General features: G+C 27.1%; 17 protein-coding genes. 11 read left to right on the forward strand and 6 right to left on the reverse strand.

Annotated features, from left to right (window positions below; all coding sequences use genetic code 11):
• The 5 genes from EU91_RS0108720 to galE all read right to left on the reverse strand — a co-directional run.
• A partial coding sequence (locus EU91_RS0108720; RefSeq protein ID WP_052041287.1) for a calcium-binding protein occupies window positions 1-1,427 on the reverse strand: 1,427 nt, incomplete at its 3' end.
• A gap of 282 nt (window positions 1,428-1,709) precedes the next feature.
• Window positions 1,710-2,879, reverse strand: a complete 1,170-nt coding sequence (locus EU91_RS02995; protein ID WP_032524708.1) for an HlyD family secretion protein — start codon at window positions 2,877-2,879, stop codon at window positions 1,710-1,712.
• A gap of 1 nt (window position 2,880) precedes the next feature.
• Window positions 2,881-5,802: an ABC transporter transmembrane domain-containing protein gene (locus EU91_RS02990; RefSeq protein ID WP_052041289.1), complete on the reverse strand. Its 2,922-nt coding sequence runs from the start codon at window positions 5,800-5,802 to the stop codon at window positions 2,881-2,883.
• The gene (locus tag EU91_RS08960; protein ID WP_052041291.1) at window positions 5,799-6,545 is read right to left on the reverse strand and encodes a peptidylprolyl isomerase; all 747 of its coding nucleotides are present in this window, start codon (window positions 6,543-6,545) and stop codon (window positions 5,799-5,801) included. Before EU91_RS08960 ends, EU91_RS02990 begins: the two co-directional genes overlap by 4 nt.
• Before the next feature lie 10 nt (window positions 6,546-6,555).
• The gene (gene galE / locus EU91_RS02985; protein WP_032524709.1) at window positions 6,556-7,608 is read right to left on the reverse strand and encodes a UDP-glucose 4-epimerase GalE; all 1,053 of its coding nucleotides are present in this window, start codon (window positions 7,606-7,608) and stop codon (window positions 6,556-6,558) included.
• An 876-nt stretch (window positions 7,609-8,484) separates the two neighbouring features.
• Between galE and EU91_RS02980 the strand changes: the two genes are divergently transcribed.
• From EU91_RS02980 to EU91_RS02965, 4 genes are all read left to right on the forward strand, one after another.
• Window positions 8,485-9,810: a lipopolysaccharide biosynthesis protein gene (locus tag EU91_RS02980; protein ID WP_032524711.1), complete on the forward strand. Its 1,326-nt coding sequence runs from the start codon at window positions 8,485-8,487 to the stop codon at window positions 9,808-9,810.
• Window positions 9,811-10,785 carry a sulfotransferase gene (locus EU91_RS02975; RefSeq protein ID WP_032524712.1) on the forward strand — a complete coding sequence of 325 codons (975 nt, stop codon included), beginning with the start codon at window positions 9,811-9,813 and terminating at the stop codon, window positions 10,783-10,785.
• A 70-nt stretch (window positions 10,786-10,855) separates the two neighbouring features.
• Window positions 10,856-11,770 carry a GNAT family N-acetyltransferase gene (locus tag EU91_RS02970; RefSeq protein ID WP_032524713.1) on the forward strand — a complete coding sequence of 305 codons (915 nt, stop codon included), beginning with the start codon at window positions 10,856-10,858 and terminating at the stop codon, window positions 11,768-11,770.
• 101 nt (window positions 11,771-11,871) lie between these two features.
• Entirely contained in the window at window positions 11,872-13,164 is a 1,293-nt protein-coding gene (locus tag EU91_RS02965) for a Wzz/FepE/Etk N-terminal domain-containing protein (RefSeq protein WP_032524714.1), read from the forward strand.
• A 1,470-nt stretch (window positions 13,165-14,634) separates the two neighbouring features.
• On the opposite strand, the gene EU91_RS02955 is transcribed toward EU91_RS02965, so the two are convergent.
• Window positions 14,635-15,798: a glycosyltransferase gene (locus tag EU91_RS02955; protein WP_032524716.1), complete on the reverse strand. Its 1,164-nt coding sequence runs from the start codon at window positions 15,796-15,798 to the stop codon at window positions 14,635-14,637.
• Between the two features lie 158 nt (window positions 15,799-15,956).
• Between EU91_RS02955 and EU91_RS02950 the strand changes: the two genes are divergently transcribed.
• The 7 genes from EU91_RS02950 to EU91_RS02920 all read left to right on the forward strand — a co-directional run bounded on the left by EU91_RS02950 (window position 15,957) and on the right by EU91_RS02920 (window position 23,616).
• Window positions 15,957-17,186 (forward strand): glycosyltransferase family 4 protein, encoded by a 1,230-nt coding sequence (locus tag EU91_RS02950; RefSeq protein ID WP_032524717.1) that lies wholly within the window; start codon window positions 15,957-15,959, stop codon window positions 17,184-17,186.
• Between the two features lie 71 nt (window positions 17,187-17,257).
• On the forward strand, window positions 17,258-18,100 hold the full coding sequence (locus EU91_RS02945; RefSeq protein ID WP_052041293.1) for a class I SAM-dependent methyltransferase: 843 nt from the start codon (window positions 17,258-17,260) through the stop codon (window positions 18,098-18,100).
• Between the two features lie 3 nt (window positions 18,101-18,103).
• Window positions 18,104-18,754, forward strand: coding sequence for a sugar transferase (locus EU91_RS02940; protein ID WP_052041295.1), 651 nt, complete (start codon window positions 18,104-18,106; stop codon window positions 18,752-18,754).
• Window positions 18,751-19,638 carry an aldo/keto reductase gene (locus EU91_RS02935; protein ID WP_032524718.1) on the forward strand — a complete coding sequence of 296 codons (888 nt, stop codon included), beginning with the start codon at window positions 18,751-18,753 and terminating at the stop codon, window positions 19,636-19,638. Before EU91_RS02940 ends, EU91_RS02935 begins: the two co-directional genes overlap by 4 nt.
• A 9-nt stretch (window positions 19,639-19,647) precedes the next feature.
• Complete coding sequence (locus tag EU91_RS02930) at window positions 19,648-20,682, forward strand: thiamine pyrophosphate-dependent dehydrogenase E1 component subunit alpha (protein WP_032524719.1); 1,035 nt, start codon at window positions 19,648-19,650, stop codon at window positions 20,680-20,682.
• A 10-nt stretch (window positions 20,683-20,692) separates the two neighbouring features.
• Complete coding sequence (locus EU91_RS02925) at window positions 20,693-21,679, forward strand: alpha-ketoacid dehydrogenase subunit beta (protein WP_032524720.1); 987 nt, start codon at window positions 20,693-20,695, stop codon at window positions 21,677-21,679.
• A 53-nt stretch (window positions 21,680-21,732) separates the two neighbouring features.
• Window positions 21,733-23,616: a polysaccharide biosynthesis protein gene (locus tag EU91_RS02920; RefSeq protein ID WP_032524721.1), complete on the forward strand. Its 1,884-nt coding sequence runs from the start codon at window positions 21,733-21,735 to the stop codon at window positions 23,614-23,616.

A 23,616-nucleotide genomic window follows, 5' to 3' on the forward strand; every position in this document is an offset into this window, starting at 1 on the left:
GCTCCGCCATTGAGATAATCTGCCCCATTTCCGCCATCAAGAGTATCGTCCCCGCCATTGCCAAAAAGCTTATCATCCCCATCTTGACCAGTTAATGTATTTTCTCCACTATTACCTCTTAAGATATTGTTTAGGACATTACCAGTGGCATCGATATTATTAGAACCGGTGAGATTAAGATTTTCTACATCGGCAGAGGCAGTAAAGCTAACAGAAGAATAAATTAAATCAGTACCTTGTGAGAAATTTTCTGTAACGGTATCGCTAGTACTGTCAACCACATAAATATCATCCCCATCTCCACCTGACATGGCATCATGTCCATCTCCTCCATTGAGATAATCTGCCCCATTTCCTGCATCAAGAGTGTCATCCCCTCCATTGCCAAAAAGCTTATCATCCCCATCTTGACCAGTTAATGTATTTTCTCCACTATTACCTCTTAAGATATTGTTTAGGACATTACCAGTGGCATCGATATTATTAGAGCCGGTGAGATTAAGATTTTCTACATCGGCAGAGGCAGTAAAGCTAACAGAAGAACGAATTAAATCAGTACCTTGTGAGAAATTTTCTGTAACAGTATCGCTAGTACTGTCAACCACATAAATATCATCCCCATCTCCACCTGACATGGCATCATGTCCATCTCCTCCATTGAGATAATCTGCCCCATTTCCGCCATCAAGAGTGTCGTCCCCGCCATTGCCAAAAAGCTTATCATCCCCATCTTGGCCAGTTAATGTATTTTCTCCACTATTACCTCTTAAGATATTATTTGATATGTTACCAGTGGCATCGATATTATTAGAACCGGTGAGAGTTAGATTTTCTACATCGGCAGAGGCAGTAAAGCTAACAGAAGATTGAATTAAGTCAGTACCTTGTGAGAAATTTTCTGTAACGGTATCGCTAGTACTGTCAACCACATAAATATCATCCCCATCTCCACCTGACATGGCATCATGTCCATCTCCTCCATTGAGATAATCTGCCCCATTTCCTGCATCAAGAGTGTCGTCCCCTCCATTGCCAAAAAGCTTATCATCCCCATCTTTACCAGTTAATGTATTTTCTCCACTATTACCTCTTAAGATATTATTTGATATGTTACCAGTGGCATCGATATTATTAGAATCGGTGAGAGTTAGATTTTCTACATCTGCAGAGGCAGTAAAGCTAACAGAAGAATAAATTAAATCAGTACCTTGTGAGGGATTTTCTGTAACGGTGTCGCTAGTACTGTCAACCGCATAAATATCATCCCCATCTCCACCTGACATGGCATCATGTCCATCTCCTCCATTGAGATAATCTGCACCATTTCCTGCATTAAGAGTGTCGTCCCCGCCATTGCCAAAAAGCTTATCATCCCCATCTCCACCGATAAGGTTATTATTATTATCGTTGCCAATTAGTGTGCCCAAAATTAATAGTTTCTAAATACTAATAGCAGATTTGACATTAAGTATAAGACTAAATTTTTTTTCTTAGTGTAATAAAGACAATAACCTTTTAATAAGTAAAGTTATTGCTTACTATAAATAAGTTTTAATGGATAAATTAAAATAATTTTCTATAGTTTTGCCAATTAAATAAAAAAATACTTTTCATATAATTTTCTTTAAATATATTAAAACAAATTATAAGGGCCATATAAATAATTATTTTGTATTTTTTTTTCAAAATCTCTATAAACTCGAATAAGCTTAAATGCTTTTTATTGACTCAGCTTTATCTCTAAAACTTCCAAGAAGGAGTTTTAAGTAGCTAACTTTTCTTAACTTTATATTTGCTTTGAGAGACATTCCAACTTGCAGAGGCAATTCATTTCCATTGTTTAAAATTAAAGATTGAGAATTTAATTTTATACTTCCAGGGAAAAAATATTCTTGATTATTTTTTTCATTTAAATCAAGCACATCTGAACCAATTGAATCAACAATACCTTCTAAAGGAGCAAAGTCATTAGCAGGAAAAGAATCAATACTTATATCCACTGGCATTCCAATTTTAATAAAACCAATTTTGCTACTTGGTATTTTTACATCTGCCTCTAATTTGTTAAAGGGAACAATTTTCATAATAGAAAAGTTTGATTGAGCAACAAAGCCGATATTTCTTGGTCTCATATCAAAAACCATACCATTTACAGGAGACTTGATGGATTTATATCCTAATAGGACTTCAGCTTCTAATCCTTTAGCTTCTAATTCAGATACTTCAGATTCAATTTGCTTTATTTGTTGAGAAAGTATTAATGATTGCCTTTTTAAATTAATCTCATTTTCAACTATCTCACCTTCTAAGGAATTTATATCGCTTATTTTTTTAAGATAAGCTATTTCCGAAAGCGCTCCTTCATCAAATAATTCTTTGAATTTATTTTTAATTTCATCTTGAAGTTCAAACTCATTATTCAAGAATTTTAATTTACTTCTATACAATTCATTTAATTTAATTTTTTCCTCTTTTTTCAATTCCAATTCAACCTTTACTTGATTTAGTTGATTTTTTAAAGAGTTAACATTTTCTTTTAATATTTCATCATCAAGAACCAATAAAATTTGACCTTTAGATACTTCCTCGCCATCACTTACTAAAATATCTTTAACTACGCCACCTGAAGGAATATTGATAATTTTCACATCTCCAATTGGCTCAAGCTTGCCTTTTACTATTACGATTTCTTCTGTGTAAGCGAATGCCAACCAACTAATAGTTAAACCACTTACTGATAATAAACCCCAAGTCAAAGTTCTTATAAAAAAATTACTTTGTTTCAAATTTATATTATTTATTTCAAGTTTAGAAACTTTATCTTTTAATTTAATCTGTATCTTTTTAACGAAAGAATTAATCCTTTTTAGTTTCTCCAATTTATAACTCCCTAGTTTCCTGTAAAAGGGCAAAGTATCTGCCTTTATTCTCAATTAGCGCTTGATGAGTGCCTAATTCATCAATTCTACCTTCATGAAAAACTACTATTAAATTTGCTTCTTTAATAAGGGACAATCTATGCGTAATGAAAAATATCGAACCACTTTTTTGATAATTTAATAAATTCTCATATACTCTTTTTTCGGTGGAGTAATCAAGTGCACTTGTTGCTTCATCTAAAATAATAATTCTTGGATTTTTTAATAAAGTTCTTGCAATAGTAATTCTCTGTTTTTGACCTCCGCTTAATGTACTACCTTTTTCACTTATTAAAGTACTATAACCATCTGGAAGTTCCATAATAAAATCATGAGCACACGCCAATTTCGAAGCTTGAATTATATCCTTTTCGGTTGTTTCATAATCTTTTAAAGCAATATTATCTCGAATTGTTCCATTAAATAATAAAGGGTCTTGTGGAACAATACCAATTTGATTTCTTAAAGACTTTAGTTCAACTTTTGATATATCGAATCCATCTATTGAAATCTTCCCTTCATTAGGTGAATAAAGCCTATAAATAAGCTTCATAATTGTACTTTTTCCACTTCCACTTTGACCAACAATTGCCACAAAGTTATTTGGTTTAATGGAAAGATTTAATCCGCGTAAAAGATAATTTTGTTTATTATCAAATTTAAAATGAACATTTTCAAAATCTATAAATCCATTAATTTTTGGCATCATAATTTTACTTTTTTCTACTTCATTAATTTCCTTTTTTGTATTAACGATATCTGCTAATCTTTCAAAACTAATTTTAAGTTCCTGTATTTCTTGCCAAATATTGGATAGCCTAAGAAGAGGTTGAGTAACGTAACCAGAAATAATTCTGAATGCAATAAGTTGTCCTAATGATAAATAACCCTGAAGTACCATGCTTGCACCAAACCATAAAACTAATATCTGTGAAATTTTTTGGAGAACTTGACTTGATTGCATAAATATTGTTCCAGTTAATGTTTTCTCAAAACTTTTATTAATGAATCTTTCATATAATTTTTGCCATTTCAATTTACTTTTAATCTCATAGTTTTGAGATTTTACCGTTTCAATTCCATTTAAAATTTCTATAAGATGACTTTGGGATTTAGCATTTGTTTCGGCAACGCTTCTAAATTGTTTTTTAAATAAAGGTCCGCAAATAAAAGCAAGTAATATCTGAAATGGTAATACTATTAATGATATTAAAGTTAGCTTAATGCTATATGCAATCATTACTGCCAAATAAATAATTGAAAAAGCGCCTTCTAATAATGTTGTAAGAGCTTGGCTAGTTAAAAAATTTCTAATCTTTTCAAGTTCACTTATCCTTGAAGATAATTCCCCGGTACGCCTCTGCTGAAAGTAATTTAAAGGTAAACCTAAAAGGTGGTCAATGATTTCGCTAGATATTCTTTTATCTATTCTGTTAGAAGTATCCGATAAAAGAAAACTTTTTAATCCACTTAAAATCCCCTCAAAAATAGTAACAATTAATAAAGCAATTCCTAATACTTGAAGGGTATCAAGACTCCTTTGAGAAATCACTTTATCGATAATTATTTGTATTAAAAGTGGATTTGCAAGTGCTAATAATTGAATTACAAAACCTGCAATTAATATTTGTAAAAATACTCCTTTATACTTTTTAAAAAATGGGTAGAACCAATTCAATCCAAATACCTTTATTTGAGTCAAATTTGTTTTTTCCAGATTTAAAATCTCAATCCCATTTGGGAATAAATTATCTAAATTTTCAAAATTAATATTTTTATATCCTTCTAAAGGATTAATAATTTCTAGCCCTTCTCTATTAATTCCAGAAACAACTGCAAAGTCATCTTCCCATTTAATCAATGCTGGTGTTGTTATTCTATTTGCCATTTCTGAATTAATATTGGAAATATTAATTTGTAATCCATGATATGAAGCTATCTCTCCACAAACTCTTAAAGATATAAATTTATGATTAACTAAATACTCATTTAAGCTATTTTTTACCGATTCTTTTTTAAATGGAAAATGCATTATTTTTGCAATAATTTCAAAACAAGCCAAGGTTCCTTCTAAATGTCCCTTTACAGGTACATAAATTTCTTTTCCTACTTCAGCATTGTGAACATTATTTTTTAAAGGTATTGAGGTATTTAAAAGTTGAACATTTTTATCAAATCGTTTCTTTTTGTCTTTACTTATTTGGTTGACTTTCTCAAGTTTTATTTTTTCTATTTCTCTAGAAACAGAAAATAATCTTAATGGGAAATTTGAATTTTTTTGCAATAATTTTTCTACTTGAGCAAAAGATTGTATTTCAGACCATATTTCATAATCATCAGAAAAATAATTAGAAAATAATCTTTTGTTATTTCTTAGGCAATCATTAATTTGAAATTCATCAGGAGTTATTAAATTAATCTCTTTATAAAGTGAATCAAATAAATTTGTATATAAAAAAAAACTTTTTTTGTTAAGTTTTGGGAATTTTTTTAAAATAGATAATATTTCTGCTTCCCAAATATAATTATCGCAAAAATTTTTTATACTTAAATTTTCTTTATATAATTCAAGAAACTTTTTATCATCAATACTATAAACTATAAGTTCTTCAGAAGCCCTTACCTGTTCTATAGATTTCCCTCCAAGTAATGAAGCAATGCCAATAGTATTACCCTTTGATAACTTTAAAACTGATATTAATTTCCCATTAATTTCGGTTATTAATCTTGCATTACCATTTTTAATTAAAAAAACTTTATCAGCGAGAAATTTTTCAGATGATATTATTTCACCAGTTGCAAATTTAATCTCTTTACCAAAAGACTTAAATATGTCTAATAATTTTTCGTTATTTTTAATTTGCTTTGTGATTTTATCTATCATTGATTCCCATTTTTCAAATAATCATCAGTAAAATTTTTTACCAAATTATTTATATATTTATTAAAAATTTCTATTAAAAGCATATTTCTAGTTGGTTTATCAAGTTTTGCTTTTTTTTTGTTTATTAATTTCAATATTATCCACCATTCATCAACTTGAAAAGGTTGAATTAGGTCATTTGGGGAAGCATGTATTAACTTATTAACTATTAAAGTATTCATCCCCTGAAGATTTTTAGGTCCAAATAATCCTTTTGGATATAAACTACTGTAATATGAATAAGTTTCTGATAATTTTAAAAAATCTGACTCTTCAGAATCTATCCTAAAATATAATTCATATGCTAAATCTTTATTTTTAAGTCTAATTATATTAAAAGTATATTCATCTAGAAAATCTTTTCTCTCTAAAAAATAAGACTCTATTTCAGCCTGAAATTGTTGTTTCGCAAATTCTAAAATTTTTAAAGGTAAAGTTATTTGATAGTGAAGTTCCTCTTCTGTGTTACCTTTGATTTTTAAAATATTATCTAAATCTTTCTTATTCAAAATATTATTTTTTGAATAAAAATTTTTAATTTCCCTTTCGTATATATCTTTTTCTAAATATATGTCACTTGCGATTTTATCAATTAAAAAATTCCTAATAAGGTTAGGAAGCATATTTCCTGATTTTAAAAATTTTAATGTGTTTTTATTTATTTCATCTAAAAATTGAATAGTTTTTTGTTCTAAATTTTTCATTTATTTATTTTTAGATATAGCCATTTGGATTATTTTTTTTCCATTTCCATCCATCATGGCACATCTCATCGATCCCCTTTTTGGGAGACCAATTTAATATTTTTAAAGCAAGTTCATTACTAGCCACAAGCTTTTCAACATCGCCTTTCCGTCGTTTTGAAAATACATATGGGATTTTTACTTTATTAACTTTTTGGAATGAATTAATCAAATCTAATACTGTTACTCCTTTCCCAGTCCCTAAATTTATATTAATTATTTGCCCTTTGTTTTTAAATAAATAAATCATCGTACAAAGATGTGCATCAACAAGATCCATTACATGGATATAGTCTCTTATCGGAGTACCATCTTTTGTATTCCAGTCTTTCCCAAAAACTTCTAAGCAAGATAATTGTCCATGAGCTACTTTTAGGATTAAAGGAAAAATATTATTAGTATTTCCAGAAGGAGATTCTCCAATTAAGCCAGATGAATGTGATCCAATAGGGTTAAAGTATCTTAGATTTGCTATTCTCCAATCATTTGGAGCAGTATTATAAATATCCTTTAATAGAATTTCCATTGCAAGTTTGGTATTGCCATATGGATTAATTGGATTGAGAGGGTCATTTTCTTTTAAATTTTTATTTGATTTACCATAAATTGTTGCACTACTACTGAAAACTATGGTTTTGCAGTTAAATTTTTTCATTACTTCCAACAAATTTATAAGATTTAATAAGTTGCTTTGCCAATAAAGGCATGGATCACTAACTGATTCATTAACAGCCTTCAAACCTGCAAAATGTATTACTCCTTCAATGGGCTCATTAATATTTTTTTCAGATAAAAAAATTTCTTCTATTAAATTTTTATTATTTAAATCCCCTTTAATTACTTTAAGATTATCTTTGATATTTAATCCATTTGATTCGCATATTTTTAATACTCTTTCTAGGGATTTTGGATTGCTATTTATAAAGGAATCGATTACTACTATTTTGAATTTTTTTTCTAATAATGTTAGACACATATGACTTCCAATAAAACCAGCGCCACCAGTCACTAAAAATTTCTTCATCTCTAGCTTTTAGATAATAAATTTATGGTGTTTAATAATAATTTGATCATATAAATATTATTAAAAAATTAATTAATATGGGTATATTTAAATTTATAAGAAAAATTGATTTTTGGGAATATTAATAAATTAAAAATATAAAGAAATGATGACACTAATGAAATAGGTGAGATTAAAATCAATTAATCAAAAGAAAAAGTAGTTGCTTTTTAGGAATTCTTAATATTGTTAGCCCTGCGACCAACTTAGCTAAAACAGTTGCAAAAACTAGTTATAGCTTACTTGAGTACCTACAGGGCATGCAGGGGGGCAGCGATTCGAGTCCGCTTGGCTCCATAAGATTTCTAAAGATTTTAAGGATAAAAATTTTACTCAATTATTTCAGAATACAATTACTCTTTTTTTTGTGATTTAATTTTGTGAAGCATGCAGTGTGGGGCATTTGTTCAAATCCACATGGCTTAAGTTTATTAAGAAGAATTTTTAAAAGAAATTTCTTGTGCCAATCAGGTAAAAATTTGAATTTCTCAAAATTTTAATGAGGAATTGGCTTTTAATTATATATCTGATCTGAAATTCTCATAAATATTTTCTGCCATCATATAATTCCCAATTTGAGCAAAATGACAATTATCGATATATATAGGTAAATTTGTTTTTTTAAAAGTAAAAGTTAAATCAATCATCTGGTTACAGTTAATATATTCTTTATTGGAACAAATTTCATTCCACTGATTTTTAAGTTCTTTATAAAAAGATGTATAAAAATTCAAATGCTTTAATGGTTTTTTTCTCTCATGATTATTTATAATGATAAGCCTATAGGTTTTCTTAAAATCATATCTAATTTAATTTTTAATTCTTATTTTTTGAAGCATGATTGAATATTTTTTAAAAAAGGTTCCAAAGAAACTTGATTATTACAATAGTCTACTTTCAAATTCATATAAAGATATACTAAAACTTTCTTCAGGAGCTGCGACAAGTCAGCTAATAGCAATAACTACATTGCCTATAGTAACAAGGTTATATGGTCCGGAAAATTTTGGTATTTTAGGGGTTTTCATCTCTCTAATATCTGTCCTCTCAATATTTAGTACCTTAAGTCTCGAATTAGCTGTTGTCGTTCCTAAAAAGAAGTCAGAATCATTAAATTTAGTTTTTTTAGTGATTATCTTATCATTAATAAGTTGCGTAATTTATTTCATAATAGGTCTTATTTTTAAAGAAAATTTATTCACTGATTCAGGAATTTCTATAGTTAAACCGTTTATGTTATATTTGCCCGTTGCTATTTTTATTTTGGGCATTCATGAAGCATTTCAGGCTTTGCTCATAAAAAAACAACAATTTGGATTCATCTCAAAGATAATTGTTCAACAAAGATTAATAGCAGTTACTGTAAATTTGTTATTCTATCAATTTGGAGCTTTAGGTTTTATTCTTGGATATTTGATTAGCCAGGTTTTAGGACTTCTAAGAATGATAATAAAATCAAGTAATGATTTTATGAATTATGGAAAAATAAGTCTTAATAAATTAACAACGACTTTTCTCAAATATAAGAATTTTGCACTTTTCACTACTCCTGCATGCCTAATTAATTCTTTAAGCAAACAGTTGCCAAATTTAATTTTTGCATCTTATTTTGGCCCTAAAACTTTTGGTTTATTAATTCTATCTGAAAAACTATTACAACTACCTCTTAACTTAATAAGTGATCCTGTGGGAAAAGTTTTTCAAAGTAAAGCTCCAATAAAATTTAGAGAAGGTAATTTGTTTGATTTTATTACAAGAATAGTTCTTAGATTATTTATATATGGATTGATTATTTCAACAATTTTAATTTTTGTAATTTCTCCTCTGATGCCTCTTGTCTTTGGAGATGAATGGTCTGAGATTAAAAAAATATTACCTATCATGATTCCAATTTTTATTTCTACATTCGTAGTTACTCCTTTGAGTACAACATTTATTTCTATTAAAAAAAATAATTTTGGTTTATTTTCTCAGATTTTGCAACTCTTTACAAGGTTAACTCCTCTTTTAATTGGTTTGAAATTCTTTGATTTATCTTTTATTCAATCATTATCTATATACTCAACTTCATTTTTTATAGGTCAAAGTTTTTATATATTAATAATATATTTTGCAATAAATAAAAAAAAATTTATGAGTTTTTTTAAAGAAGATATTATATAAATGATTAAATCTCAAAAAAATTTACTTAAAAAATTTCTTAATTTAAATTTATATTTTTCGAAAATTATTTTTTGGATTAATAATCTTTTATTATCGAGAATTGAAAGATTATTTTCTTTTAATAAAGAATTAAAATATAGTCCTATTTTTATTGTTGGAGCACCGCGATCGGGATCTACGCTTTTAATGCAATTGATAATTCAATCTTTTGATGTTGGATACTTTACAAATTTGCATAATTTATTATTTGGATTCCCTGCATTAATTGATTATTTCTTTAACTGCAGAAAATATCTTAAAAAATCAAAAAATAAATTTAGTTCTTTTCATGGGACTACAAAAAATCTTTTTGGGGTATCAGAAAATTTCAAATGGTGGTATCGATTTTTTAAAATTTATCCAACATATACTTCTTTACTAGACTTAGATAAAAGATCTATGAGTAATTTTAGAATTTCTATCACATCGATGATAAATGTTGTTAAGAAACCATTTTTATTTAAAAATCTTTATTCATCATTTCGATTATTACCGATATGTGATACTTTGCCAGAAAGTTTATTTATTTTTATTACGAGAGATGAGCTGCAAAATGCGCACTCATTATTAAAGTGCAGGATTGATACTTTTCATAATTACGATGAATGGTTTTCTTTAGAGCCTAGAAATATAAATGATTTAAAGAAACTCAAACCACATGAGCAAGTAATTGAACAGGTTAGAGAAATAAATAAAACTATAAAAATGGATTTTAAAAATTCAAAAATTTCAAAAAGAAAAATTTTTTCTGTTTCATATGAAGATTTATGTGATAGACCATTCGAGGTAATTGAAAAATTGGAAGCTTTCTTTAAGGAAAATAATTGTAAGATTAAAAAAATTAAAAAATTTAAAAAGAAATTTAGAACAAATAAAAAAATATTAATTGATAAAGATTTATTTAATAAATTAGTAGATTATAAAAAAAATTCCTGATTCCCCTTAATGCTTCTAAAATAAGTAGATTGGAATGTTATTCTGAGATTTAAATAATAAACAAAATATTTTGAAGTTTAATGTTTTCTCAGAGGAATGGTGGCTTGATGCAGTTTCGATTAATGGTGAATGGGGTAGGGAAGATATTTTCGAAAATGGTAAATTAGTTGCTTCTTTCCCTTGGTATCTTAAAAAAAAAATTGGATTTAAATATTTATGTATGCCACCAATGACTCAATCATTGGGACCTTATATAGACCATCCAAATAATGTTAAATATGCTCAAAAGTTGTCTAGAGAAAAGTATTTAGTAAACGAATTAATTGATAAATTACCTTATTTTGATCACTTTGAGCAAGCATTCTCGGTTGAATTAACTAATTGGCTCCCATTTTATTGGAGAGGTTTTTCTCAGACAACACTATATACATATAGGTTATCAAATATCAGAAATCAGGAAAATTTATGGAAAGGTCTACAAACAAAAATCAGAACTGATATTCGTAAAGCCAAAAAAATTGGAGTTAATATAGAAATTTCTGATGACATTGAAAATTTTATTGAACTAAATTCTAAAACATTTTTAAATAAAGGTTTGAAAAACCCCTATAGTAATGAATTAATAAAAAGAATATATTATGCTTCAATAAAAAATAATTCTGGAGCTTTATTTCTAGCTAAAGGATTAGATGGAGAGACACATGCCGGTATTTTTTTGATCTGGAATAAATATTGTTCATATTATTTGTTAGGAGCAGGTGATCAAAATTTACGAAATAGTGGTGCTACTAGTCTTACTATTTGGGAAGGTATAAAATATGTTTCACAATTTACAGATATTTTTGATTTTGAAGGTTCAATGAATCCCTCAATAGAAAGTTTTTTCAGAGGTTTTGGAGCATATCAAGTGCCATATCACTTTGTAAAAAGAACAAATTCAAAAATTTTAAGTTTATTTAAATCTACAAAGTCTATTTTTAAATAAAAATCCTTTTCGAAAATTTAGTTTTCTTAATGTTATATTAATATAATTTAGAGTTTTAAACTCTCAGGTTATTTAAGATTTTTTTGTTATTTAATTAGATTATGAATCAAAATGAATATAACTTTAATAGTAATAATGAGTATTTTGATAAATCAATAAATTTGGTTAGTATTTTCAATGCATTAAAGAGAGGGAAAAAAATATTTTTTTTGCTAATTATCTTATCTACAATATTTTCAATTGGCACTTATAAATATCAAAAACCAATTTATAAAGGAAATTTAACATTCCGTATAGTTGAAAAGAATAATTTCGGTGAGATTTTATTTTTTGGAGATCAAGGTCAAATATTAAAATTAAATTCCTATAAAAATATAAATAAGCCTACCTTTAAAAAAATATTAACTTCTAAAGATTTACTTTATCCTGTTTTTGAAAGTTCCAAGCAAATATATAAAAAAAAGGGTATGGAAACCCCTATTTTTAATAATTGGATAAACAAAATTAATTTAGATTATATTGGTCAATCAGATGTCTTAAGTATAAGTTTTAAAGGTGAGAATAAAGAAATTATTTTAAAAAACTTGGATTTAATTTCTCAAGCATATAAGGATTATGCAGACTCAAATAAAATCATATCTAAGAAACTATTAAATTTCCTAATAGAAGAGAAAAAAGAATTTGAAAAAGAATATCAAAAAAATTTGAATGAGTATTCATCTAAAACAAATAATAAATTATCCGAGATTTCAATAATTAATGATGTTTTAGAAAGGAATAAAAAAACTCTCGAATATTTTGATGAACAAATTTTAAAGGCAAAATTATTAGCAGATTTTAAAATAAATTCCCCCACTTTTGAGATAATGTCATATCCTTATATTTCAGAAAAGCTTTCGCCAATTTTCATAAAGTCTTTAATAATAAGCCTAATAATTGCTTTGCTTGCATCGACTATTATTGTTTATATTAAGGAAAATATGGATGGATACATTTTCGAGATAGATGATTTAAAACAACTTATAAAATGTGATTTTATAGATACTTTAATTTTAAAAAATAAAAAAATTACAATTATGACTATAAATAAACTTTTTACTAACATAAAAGATGATAGTTATAAGAAATATAGTGATGAATTTAATGGCTTGATTTTAATGTCTAAAAATTTTAATTTAGATTTTCTGTTAGACAAGAATTATTCTTCATATTTAGATAGTAAATTAATTAGTTTGAGATTTGATGAAGAATTAAAGGTTGATAAGTGTAAAAATATAATTTTATTAATTCAACCAGGATCAGTTACCAAAAAGGATATTTTTTTAATAAATCAATATTTATATCTCTATGAGGAAAAGATAATTGGTTGGATTCAATTAAAAAAATCTTTTTAAGTTGAACAATTCTTAATTAATTATGCACTTAAATTATTAGATGATTATTGCATTAACTTTATCCATAATAGTATTTAGTATTTATTGGATTTTGATAATACTTAAACCTTCTATATTAAATAACTTAATCTATTCAATTAACTTACCTTTTGTTTTCTTTGTTGGCTTTGGATTAATTACATTTTCATTTAATGAAAATGCATCATTTGAATCTAATATTTCTAGTTTTCCTGATTGGGCCATATTAAAAGCTTACATAGGCTTTTCTTTGTATGTTTTTTTAATTTTATTTTGCTCAATATTTATTAAACAATTTAAAAAATTTTTGTTACCAGATTTGAATTTATATTTATTTCCTAAAGATTTAATTAAAAGGTTTTCAAATTTTAACTTTTTTTTAATTACTATTTTTTGCTTTCCTTATTGGCTGGAAATAGGCTTCGTTAATACAGGATTATATAATTTTTTTATTGATCCTAATAATTATTATTTTTTTAGAGAGTCTTCCCTCAAATTGGCTGAAAGCTCATTTCAATTAAAATTTTATCTTTTTGGCAGTAACCTAAAGTACATATTATTACCTTTTTTAATAGTAATTTTTACTTTTAAAAAAAAATATATTGATAAATTATTCACTTTTCTAAAGATAGTTATTTTAATCCTAATAACAAATATAAACGGCAGCAAAGCAGGATTTATAACTCCTTTCTTGGTATCTCTTATTTTTTTCTATTTTACAAATACATATGACCTTAGGATTAAAATATATTCTTTAATAAAGAAATTTACTACTGAATTTAAATTAAATATTAATTTTTTAAATTTATTTCTTTTAATGTTTTTTTCGGGTTTTTTCTTTTTCTTATTAGTTTTTGTCCTTATAGCCTGGGAAACAGATAATTTTGGAATAGAGGCTTTTTATAAGATTTATACTTCAAGTATAGGCAGAATATTTGGTGCAAAGTTTTTAACAGGTGTTTTTAATATTTTTGCTATAGAAAAATTAGAAATTCCAATTACAGGATTTATAGGAGGATTCCCTGGTGCATCTTATTTATTTAACTTAACGGAACATGCATTTTCAATTGCAGGAAAATATTATAATTCATATTTTTACTTTGAAGAATCTAGCACTTGGATTAACACTAGCGGATTGTTTTTAAATATTGGATTTTTTGGGGTTTTATTAGGTACATTAATTTTTTATTTTAATGTTATTTTTAATATTTTAATAACAAAGTTGCTTAAATTTAAAATTTTTTATTTAGAAAAATATTATTACTATATATTAGTTTCTGTTTTCTTTTCCGTTTTAAGCATACTTTCATTTTATATTAGTTCATCTGTTATAGGAGTTTTCCCCTTCACATGGTTGGTTTACATTACTATTACATATATATTTGTTTTTTTAGATAAGTATAAGATCTTTAAATTATTCTTTAACTGTTTTTAAAATTTATTTTTTAATGTTTAATTAACAATAAGTTTTTGTAAATTTGAGTATAAATAATTTAGTTTTTCTGCTTGATATTCCCAGCTAATTTTATAAAGGTTAGACTTTTCAGATTTCTTAAAAGATTCAATTTTATAGATAGCTTTTTCTAGGGAGGAAGAATTTGCTTCACAAATAATCCCTAGTTGAAATTCTTTTATGACCTTTTTGATCTCAGGTAAATTTGTAGAAATTATTTTTAAACCTGAAAATGCATATTCAAATAATTTATTTGGTAAAGAATAGTAATCACTCAAAGATTTTGAATCTATTAAACATATCCCTACATCTGCGCTCCTAATAACTTTTATTAATTGATCTATACTTATCACTTCATGTAAATGAATATTATTATTTTTAACTGATTCGTTTTTTAAATAATGTTCTAACTCGCCATATCCAATAAAAATAATATGCTTAGATTTATCTTCAATTTTTTTAAATGTATCTATTAAAGTTCCAATACCTCTACCATTTATTAGTTCTCCCACATAAATAAATATCTTATCTTTGTTTGGGATTGAAAAAAATTTATGGAAGTAATTATCACTTTTTGAATCTTCAAAATTATTTTTTATCTCAGGGGAATTAAGAATTAATGTTGAATTTTTTGGACCGAAATTTCTCTGATACCATTCATTGATAGACTCAGATACAGTTATAAATTCATCAATATAATTCCAAGTAAATCTCTCAAAAGTTTTAATCAAAAAGGATGTTATTTTATCCTGTCCTGAAGTATGAGATTCTAATTCATGAGCATCGTAAATTAATTTTGAGCCCATAAATAATTTTATTATTAATGCTGCAGGTAAAGACATAATGTCATGACAATGAACTATTTGAGCTTTTATATTTAAACCATTTAATAATAATCTTTTATTTATATCTAAAATTAATATTAATTTCTTAAATATTCTAATTTTTATGTAATCATAAGAACTTATCTTAATTATTTTAATTGAAGCTTTTATAGTAGAAATACTTTTCTTAGGAGCATTTTTATCTCTTAGTAAATTAGATATGCCAATCGCATGACATTTTATATTCTTATTTTTTGATAAAGCATTTATTTCCTTGATTATCCTGTTATCTCTTTTTATATTAGTATTACTTAAATGCAGTACATGGAGACATCCCATATTTGTAAAAATATTAATTTTCTATTAGTTTAAAACTTTATCATCTCTTGTAATTAAATTTTTGCTTATATTTACTAATTAATTAAAATTTATACTAATTTAAATAATTTTAATCAAAACAAAATATAATTTTAGAATATAAATTTCAAAATATATTTATGAAAGTCCTTTACTTAGGTTGTTATGATCAGCCGGAAGGGCAATCATCTAGATCATATAATTATGTGGAAGGATTATCTAAGTTAGGAGCCGAAGTTACTTATTTATCAAATTCTTACGATCATTATAAATTTAGTACAGTAAAAGTTTCATTTTGGAAGTTATGGACAGAAGATAAATACAATCATAAATATAAAGGGAAATATATAAGACTCAAAACACCTTCTTATAAAGGTAAAAAAGGAAGACTTTTAAATATGCTCATTAATGCTGCATTAGTATTACTTTATGGAATTTATTCTTTTCTTAAAAGAGAAAAATTTGATGTAATTATTGGTCCTTCTGTTCCAACTTTTACTTCATTTTCAGGAATATTGATTTCAAAGATATTGAAAGTACCTTTTTGTTTTGAATTAAGAGATATTTGGCCAGATGCCTTAGTTGAAATTGGGTTGATTAAAAAAAATACTTTTATTTTTGCAATCATGAAAAGAATGGAGTTATTTATTCTTAATAACCTAGATTCAGTTTTTAGTACATTGCCTTATGCAAAAAGATATGTTGATAATTATATTTCTAAATTTTCTTTTTATTATTTACCTAATGGGGTGGATTTTGAATCTCATGAGCATTCAATTAATAACATTGCAGTTAGTTTTCCCTCAGGATTATCAAGTTTCTGTTATGTAGGTGGATTTGGAGCTGATCATGATATTAAGACAATGATTAAAGCTGCTATTATTCTTGAAGAAAAAGGGTATCAATTTATATTTGATTTATATGGAGAGGGTTTGAAATATGATGAATTGAAAAAATTTCTTTCTGATAAATACAAATTTATTAGACTTTTCCCTGCAGTTAAAAGGCAAGAAACAATTAGTTTAATTGCTCAATACGATTTTGCTATAGCTGCAATTACAAATTCTAAATCATATAGGCATGGGATTAATCTTAATAAGCTCACCTCATATATGTTTTCAGCTAAACCAATTGTATTTGCTTCCTCTGCTCCAAACAATCCAATAATTGAAGCAGGTTCTGGATTTACTTGCTTGGCTGAGGATCCGGAAAATCTTTCGAAAAATATTATTAAAATGTTTAATACTTCAAAATTACAAAGGGAAAAATTTGGAAATTCAGGTTATTCATACTTAATAAATAATTTATCAATGAAGAGCCTTTCTAAAAAAATGTACCAAGCTTTAATTGAAGTAATAAAGAACCATTAACGGGAAGAAATAATAACATTTTTCGGGATAAATTAAATGTATGATAGTAATTATTTGGGTTTAATTATTAAATGGAAGAGAGAAAACGAAAGGAAATTGAACATTCACGAAAAAGGCGAGAGGTCTTACAAGGATTTGAAAGGATATCTGATACACATGCAATTGATAAGATAGATAATCTTGATGAATTGATTAAAGATAAAGAGAAATATAATTATTATTTCGCCAATATGAAATATTATTCAGTAACTAAAAGTAGTGAAAGATATAAGGAAAAATGGTTAAAAAAGAAAATAAAATCAAATGATAAAGTTATTGATTTTGCATGCGGTAATGGAGAGAATGGGATCTTGGCTGCACAATTTGGTGCTGCAGTTAAAGGTATAGATATTTCACCTGAAGGAGTTGATAATGCTAATTTAAATGCTAAAGAAATGAACGTTGATAAACGATGTAAATTTCTTGTAATGGATGGAGAGAATTTAGAATTTAAAGATAATACTTTTGACTTTGGAGTAGAGTATGGAGCATTACATCATGTTGATTTAGATAAAGCATTATCCGAATTATCTAGAGTTATAAAAAATGATGGCGAGATGATTTGTGTCGAGGCATTAAGACATAATCCATTAATACATTGGTATAGAAAGTTAACTCCTCATTTAAGAACAGAATGGGAAGTAGAGCATATTCTTGGTGTAGAAAGTTTGGAAATAATGTCAAAATATTTTAAAAAAGTTGATGTCAAATTTTTTCATTTATTTTCATTACTATTGGTTCCATTTAGGAAGATGCCATTTTTTAATCAAATATATAAAATATTCGACTGGTTTGATTCCATAATTTTATCTATTCCAATTATTGGGAAATTTGCCTGGATAATGATTATTGAATTGTCAGAACCAATTAAATAATTTATGGAATTTGGATTGAAATCTAAAATTAATTATTACTTTTTTAAAAGATTATTTGATATATTTTTCTCTTTAATAATAATAATAATTTTCTGCCCACTTCTTTTACTTATTTCAATTCTCATTAAAGCAACATCAAAAGGCCCTATTATTTATAAAGGTAAAAGGGTTGGATATCATGGAAAGATATTTTTTATTCTTAAATTTAGAACTATGCATCAAAATGCAGAAATAATGGGCGGTTATTCAACATCTTTTAATGATCCTAGATTGACAAAAATTGGGAGAATTTTGAGGAGATATAAAATAGATGAGCTCCCTCAATTTTTTAATGTCCTTCTAGGTGAAATGTCCATTACAGGACCAAGACCGCAAGTACTTTACTATACAGATAAGTACAATAATGAAGAAAAAAAAATATTAGATATTAAACCTGGAATAACTGACTTATCTTCTATTTACTTTAATGATATGGATAAAATATTGGGCAATAAAGACGCTGATTTTATTTATGAGAAAGAAATAGAACCAATCAAAAATAAATTGCGTTTAAGATATTTGAGAGAACATAATTTCTTCTTTGATTTAAGAATATTGATTGAGACTGCTTTTGGTATCCTTGGATTAAAAAATATTACTGGATTACTAAATTGAGTGAATCAATATCTAGATTTTGTTTTGGATGCGAAGCTCTTGGAGGAACTGATTGGGGGGAGGTATCACTAGATGAAATTGAAAGATGCATAAATATCGCTATTGCAAATGGAGTTAACTTTTTTGATACTGCCGCTATTTATGGACTAGGTTTATCTGAAGAAAGATTGGCTGCAATATTAGGAAAAAGAAGAAGTAAAATGTTTATTGCAACTAAAGGTGGCCTTGTTTGGTCAAAATCAAAGAATAAGAGAGCTAAAGTTTGGAAGGATTCCTCTGCTAATTCAATAAGAAAAGGGATAATTCAAAGTCTGAAAAATTTGAAGTTAGAATATATACCTTTATTTTATATTCATTGGCCAGATCTAGAAACTGATTTTGAGGAAACATTTTATACTCTTAGAGATCTTCAGAAGGAAGGATTGATCAAATATATTGGATGCTCAAATTTTTCAAAAGAAGAGTTAATAAAGGTCTCGCAATTTTGTAAAATTGACTTTTTACAAGCTCCGTTTAATTTCCTAATTGATCATCCTAAAGAATTGTTTTCGTATTGTAGAAATAATGCAATTAAATTTGTGGCATATAACGTCTTATCATCTGGCCTATTAACTGGCAAATATAACGAAGATTATATTTTTGATTCAAATGATAGAAGATCAAGATTATATTCCTTTAAGAGGGAATCTATTCTAAATTCAAAAAGGAAATTAGAATCTCTTAAATTTAAAGCCAAAAAACATAATCTATCAATGACGCAGTACTCTATAAAATATATCTGCGATAATGAAAATATTTTTTCTACTATTTTGGGAATTAAAAATGTTGAGCAGCTCAAAGAAAATATTGAAGTCTTTAAACATTGTATGATGAAAGAATTATAGGAAGTAAAAATGAATAAATTGAATGAACTTTTTAATCCTAATTTTTATAATAAACCAATAAAAATAGATAATTTTAATAAAGAAGATTTAGTAAATTTCTTTAAATTGATGACCAAAATCAGGTTAATTGAATTTCATTTGGCAGATGAGAGAAAGAAAGGAACTATTGGAGGTCCTGTTCATTTAGGTATAGGTCAAGAAGCAATAGCTATGGGTTTATCTGCAAATTTGGAATCATCAGATTATGTTTTTGGGGCTCATAGATCGCATGCGCATTTATTAGCTTTGGGATCATCTGTAAAAGGATTATTTGCTGAAATACTTGGAAAGGAGACTGGGTTGTCTAAAGGAATGGGAGGATCCATGCATCTTAGTGATCGTAGTGTAGGATTTGTCGGCTCAGTTCCAATAGTAGCTGGCACTGTACCTTTGGCAGTTGGAGCCGGTTTCGCGGCGAAAATAGCACAAAAAGGTAATCTATCAGTAAGTTATCTGGGAGATGGGGCAACAGAGGAAGGTGTAGTTCAAGAGTCACTTAACTTGGCTTCTTTGTATAAGATACCGGTAATTTTTATGATAGAAAATAATTTGCTTTCAAGTCATATGCATTTATCTGAAAGACAGACGTCTTTTGACTGTTCAAGATTTGCTAAGACAAATTCAATCCCATATAGAATGATCGATGGTAACGACATTATTGAAGTTTATAAAGCTTCATCTTGTGCTGTAAAAAATGCAAGAAATGGTGGAGGCCCTTTTTTGATTGAAGCTATTACCTATAGATGGTTAGGACATGTTGATTGGAGGGAAGATGTTGATGTAGGTTTAAGTCGATCTATTAAAGAGCTCAAAATGTGGAAAAAAAGAGATCCAATAGAAAGGCTTGAGAATTCTTTAATTAAAAGTGGTTTATGGGACAAAAAATCTACTGATAATTTAATTAAGTCAATTAAAGATGAAATACAAATATTATGGGATGAGGCATTAAATGATCCTTATCCTGAAAAAAGTCAAACCTTAAAAAGAGTTTTTTGTAAGAAGTAATTTATAAATTATGAAAAAAATTTTTAGATATGATGAAGCAATTCTTGAGGGTTTCAAGTATTTATTGTCAAATTATTCTGATCTTTTCATTATTGGCCAGGGGCTTTGGAGTCCCTGGTATGTAGGTAATTCTATGAAAGACCTTGATAAACTATATGGTAAAGAAAGGATCATTGATACGCCTGTTTCAGAAGCTTCTTGTACTGGATTAGCAGTAGGTGCAGGTCTTGTAGGTATGAAATCAATCATTGTTCATCCAAGGATGGACTTTATGCTTTATGCTGTTGATCCTATTGTTAATCAAGCCTCCAAATGGTCCCATATGTTCGGCGGTGAAAATAGTTCTAACGTAACTATTAGAGCAATAATTAATCGAGGAGGTGAGCAAGGTGCTCAACATTCACAATCATTACATTCATGGTTTGCTCATATACCAGGTTTGAGAGTTGTAATGCCATCAACTGTTTGTGATGCGAGAGATTTATTAATTGCCTCAGCATTATCAGAAGACCCTGTTCTTTACATTGATGATCGTTGGCTTTATAGCCAAGAGGATTATTTGCCTGAAGTCAAAAATATTGAACTAGTTAATCAGAAGCCTAAAATCATAGAAAACGGTTCGGATTTAACTATAGTTGCGAGCAGTTACTCTACTTTGCTAGCTAAGAATGCAATATATTCTCTCAAGAAAGAGGGGATTAATTGTGAATTAATTGATTTAAGAGTTATAAATCCATTAGATCTTGATTTGGTAATTAATTCAGTTAATAAAACAAAGTCTTTATTAGTAATAGATGGTGGTTGGTCATCGTGTGGACTCTCAGCTGAAATCATTGCTAATGTTGTTGAAAATATAGATGTAACTGTTTTGAGATATCCTCCGTCTAGGATTACTTTACCTTTTGCACCAGCACCAACTTCAAGTTTTTTAGAGAAAGAATATTATCCCAATCTTAAGGATATTATTGATAGAGTAAGATGTATGCATGTTAAATAATTAGTGAAATCTGAAATATCCAAAAATTTAATAAAAAGGATTGCTAAACAAAAATGAAAACTATTTTTTCTATTATTGAATGGTTAAAGTCTAAAAAAAGAAGAACTAGATCTTTTATTTTTATTTTTTGCGACGCATTATTATTTTTTTTAATATTAGTTTTCACGTATTGGGTTAATAAGAATGAAAATCAACTTTTTTCACAAAATTTTTTCATTTTATATGCCCAGACCTTATTTATTGGGATCACTATCTATGTAAATACCTCTCAATATAAGGGTTTAATAAAGTATGTTGGCAGCAAAGCAATTTACAAACTTTTATTTAGAAATATTTTTTTAGTTACTTCTTTATTCTTAATTAATTTTATTTTCAGAATTAATATATTGCCTTTGAGTTTTTGGTTAATTCTTTGCTTGAATTTAACGTTTTTCGTTGGTGGAATTAGGTTTTTTCTGAGAGATATAATATTTAATATAGAGAAAGAAATAGTAAAGAATAAAACTAATATTGCTATATATGGAGCTGGCTCTGCGGGAGCTATGCTTTCCTCTTATTTAATAAATAACGTAAAATATAATATAGTTTGCTTTATAGATGATAATCCTTCTTTGAAGGGCAGAGAAATAAATAACATCAAAATTTTTTCTAAAACTAAATTAGAAGATTTAGAAACTTCAATAGATCAAATACTCATAGCTATTCCTTCTTTAAATAGAGAAAAAAGACGAGCATTAGTTTCTTATTTATCAAAATATAGATTGCCAATTTTAGAAATCCCATCTATTGATGAAATCACTTCTGGTAGGTTCCAAATCGATCAACTTAGAGAAATAAAAATTGAGGATTTATTGGGCAGAGAAAGTCATATAAAAGAAATTGAGAAATATTCCTCCAATTTAGAAAACTCATCAGTTTGTATTACAGGTGCAGGTGGTTCAATAGGTAGCGAACTATGCAGAAGAATTTTAAAATTCAAACCCAAAAGAGTAATTTTGTTTGAGTTAAGTGAAGAGAATTTATATAATATCCATAGTGAACTAAAGGATAAGTGCAAAAAAGGAATTGATTTGATTCCTGTGTTGGGAAATGCTACTGATTATAATTTTGTTCTCGAAATATTTAAGAAGCATAAAGTGGAAATAGTTTTTCATGCATCGGCTTTTAAACATGTTCCTTTAGTAGAAATTAATCCAATATCTGGTATTTTTAATAATGTTTTTTCAACTAAAGTAATAGCTGATGTTGCTATTAAATTAAATTTAAAAACATTTATTCTTGTATCTACTGATAAGGCTGTAAGACCATCAAATATCATGGGAGCCTCAAAAAGATTAGCAGAACAAATCATAAAGTCATATTCAAAATATGAAGTTAAAAACGAAAATTCGAGTACTGTATTTTCTATAGTTAGATTTGGTAATGTTATTGGCTCTTCAGGTTCGGTTATACCATTATTTAAAAAACAAATTTCTAATGGAGGACCAATAACTGTTACTGACCCAAACGTGACTAGATATTTTATGACAATTTCAGAGGCTGCTCAGTTAGTTATTCAAGTATCTTCTTTAGCTAAAGGAGGAGAAGTATTTCTTCTAGAGATGGGTAAACCGATAAAGATTATTGATTTAGCTAGGCAAATGATAGAACTAAGTGGATTGGTTGAGAAAAATCCAAAATTGCATAACGATGGGATTGAAATTATTTTTACTGGTTTGAGACCAGGAGAGAAAATCCATGAAGAATTACTTGTTAATAATTACTCTGAAAAAACTAAACACTCCTTAATTTATAAAGCTAATGAGAAAGTTATGGATCATACAATTCTTACCGAATCAATTAATAAATTAGAGAAATATATTTCTAATCAAGAATTAGATAGAGTTTTGGATACTTTATCTCTTCTAGTACCTGAATGGACTAGAACTAAGAATTGA

Source organism: Prochlorococcus marinus str. GP2 (assembly GCF_000759885.1).
Classification (GTDB): domain Bacteria; phylum Cyanobacteriota; class Cyanobacteriia; order PCC-6307; family Cyanobiaceae; genus Prochlorococcus_A; species Prochlorococcus_A marinus_J.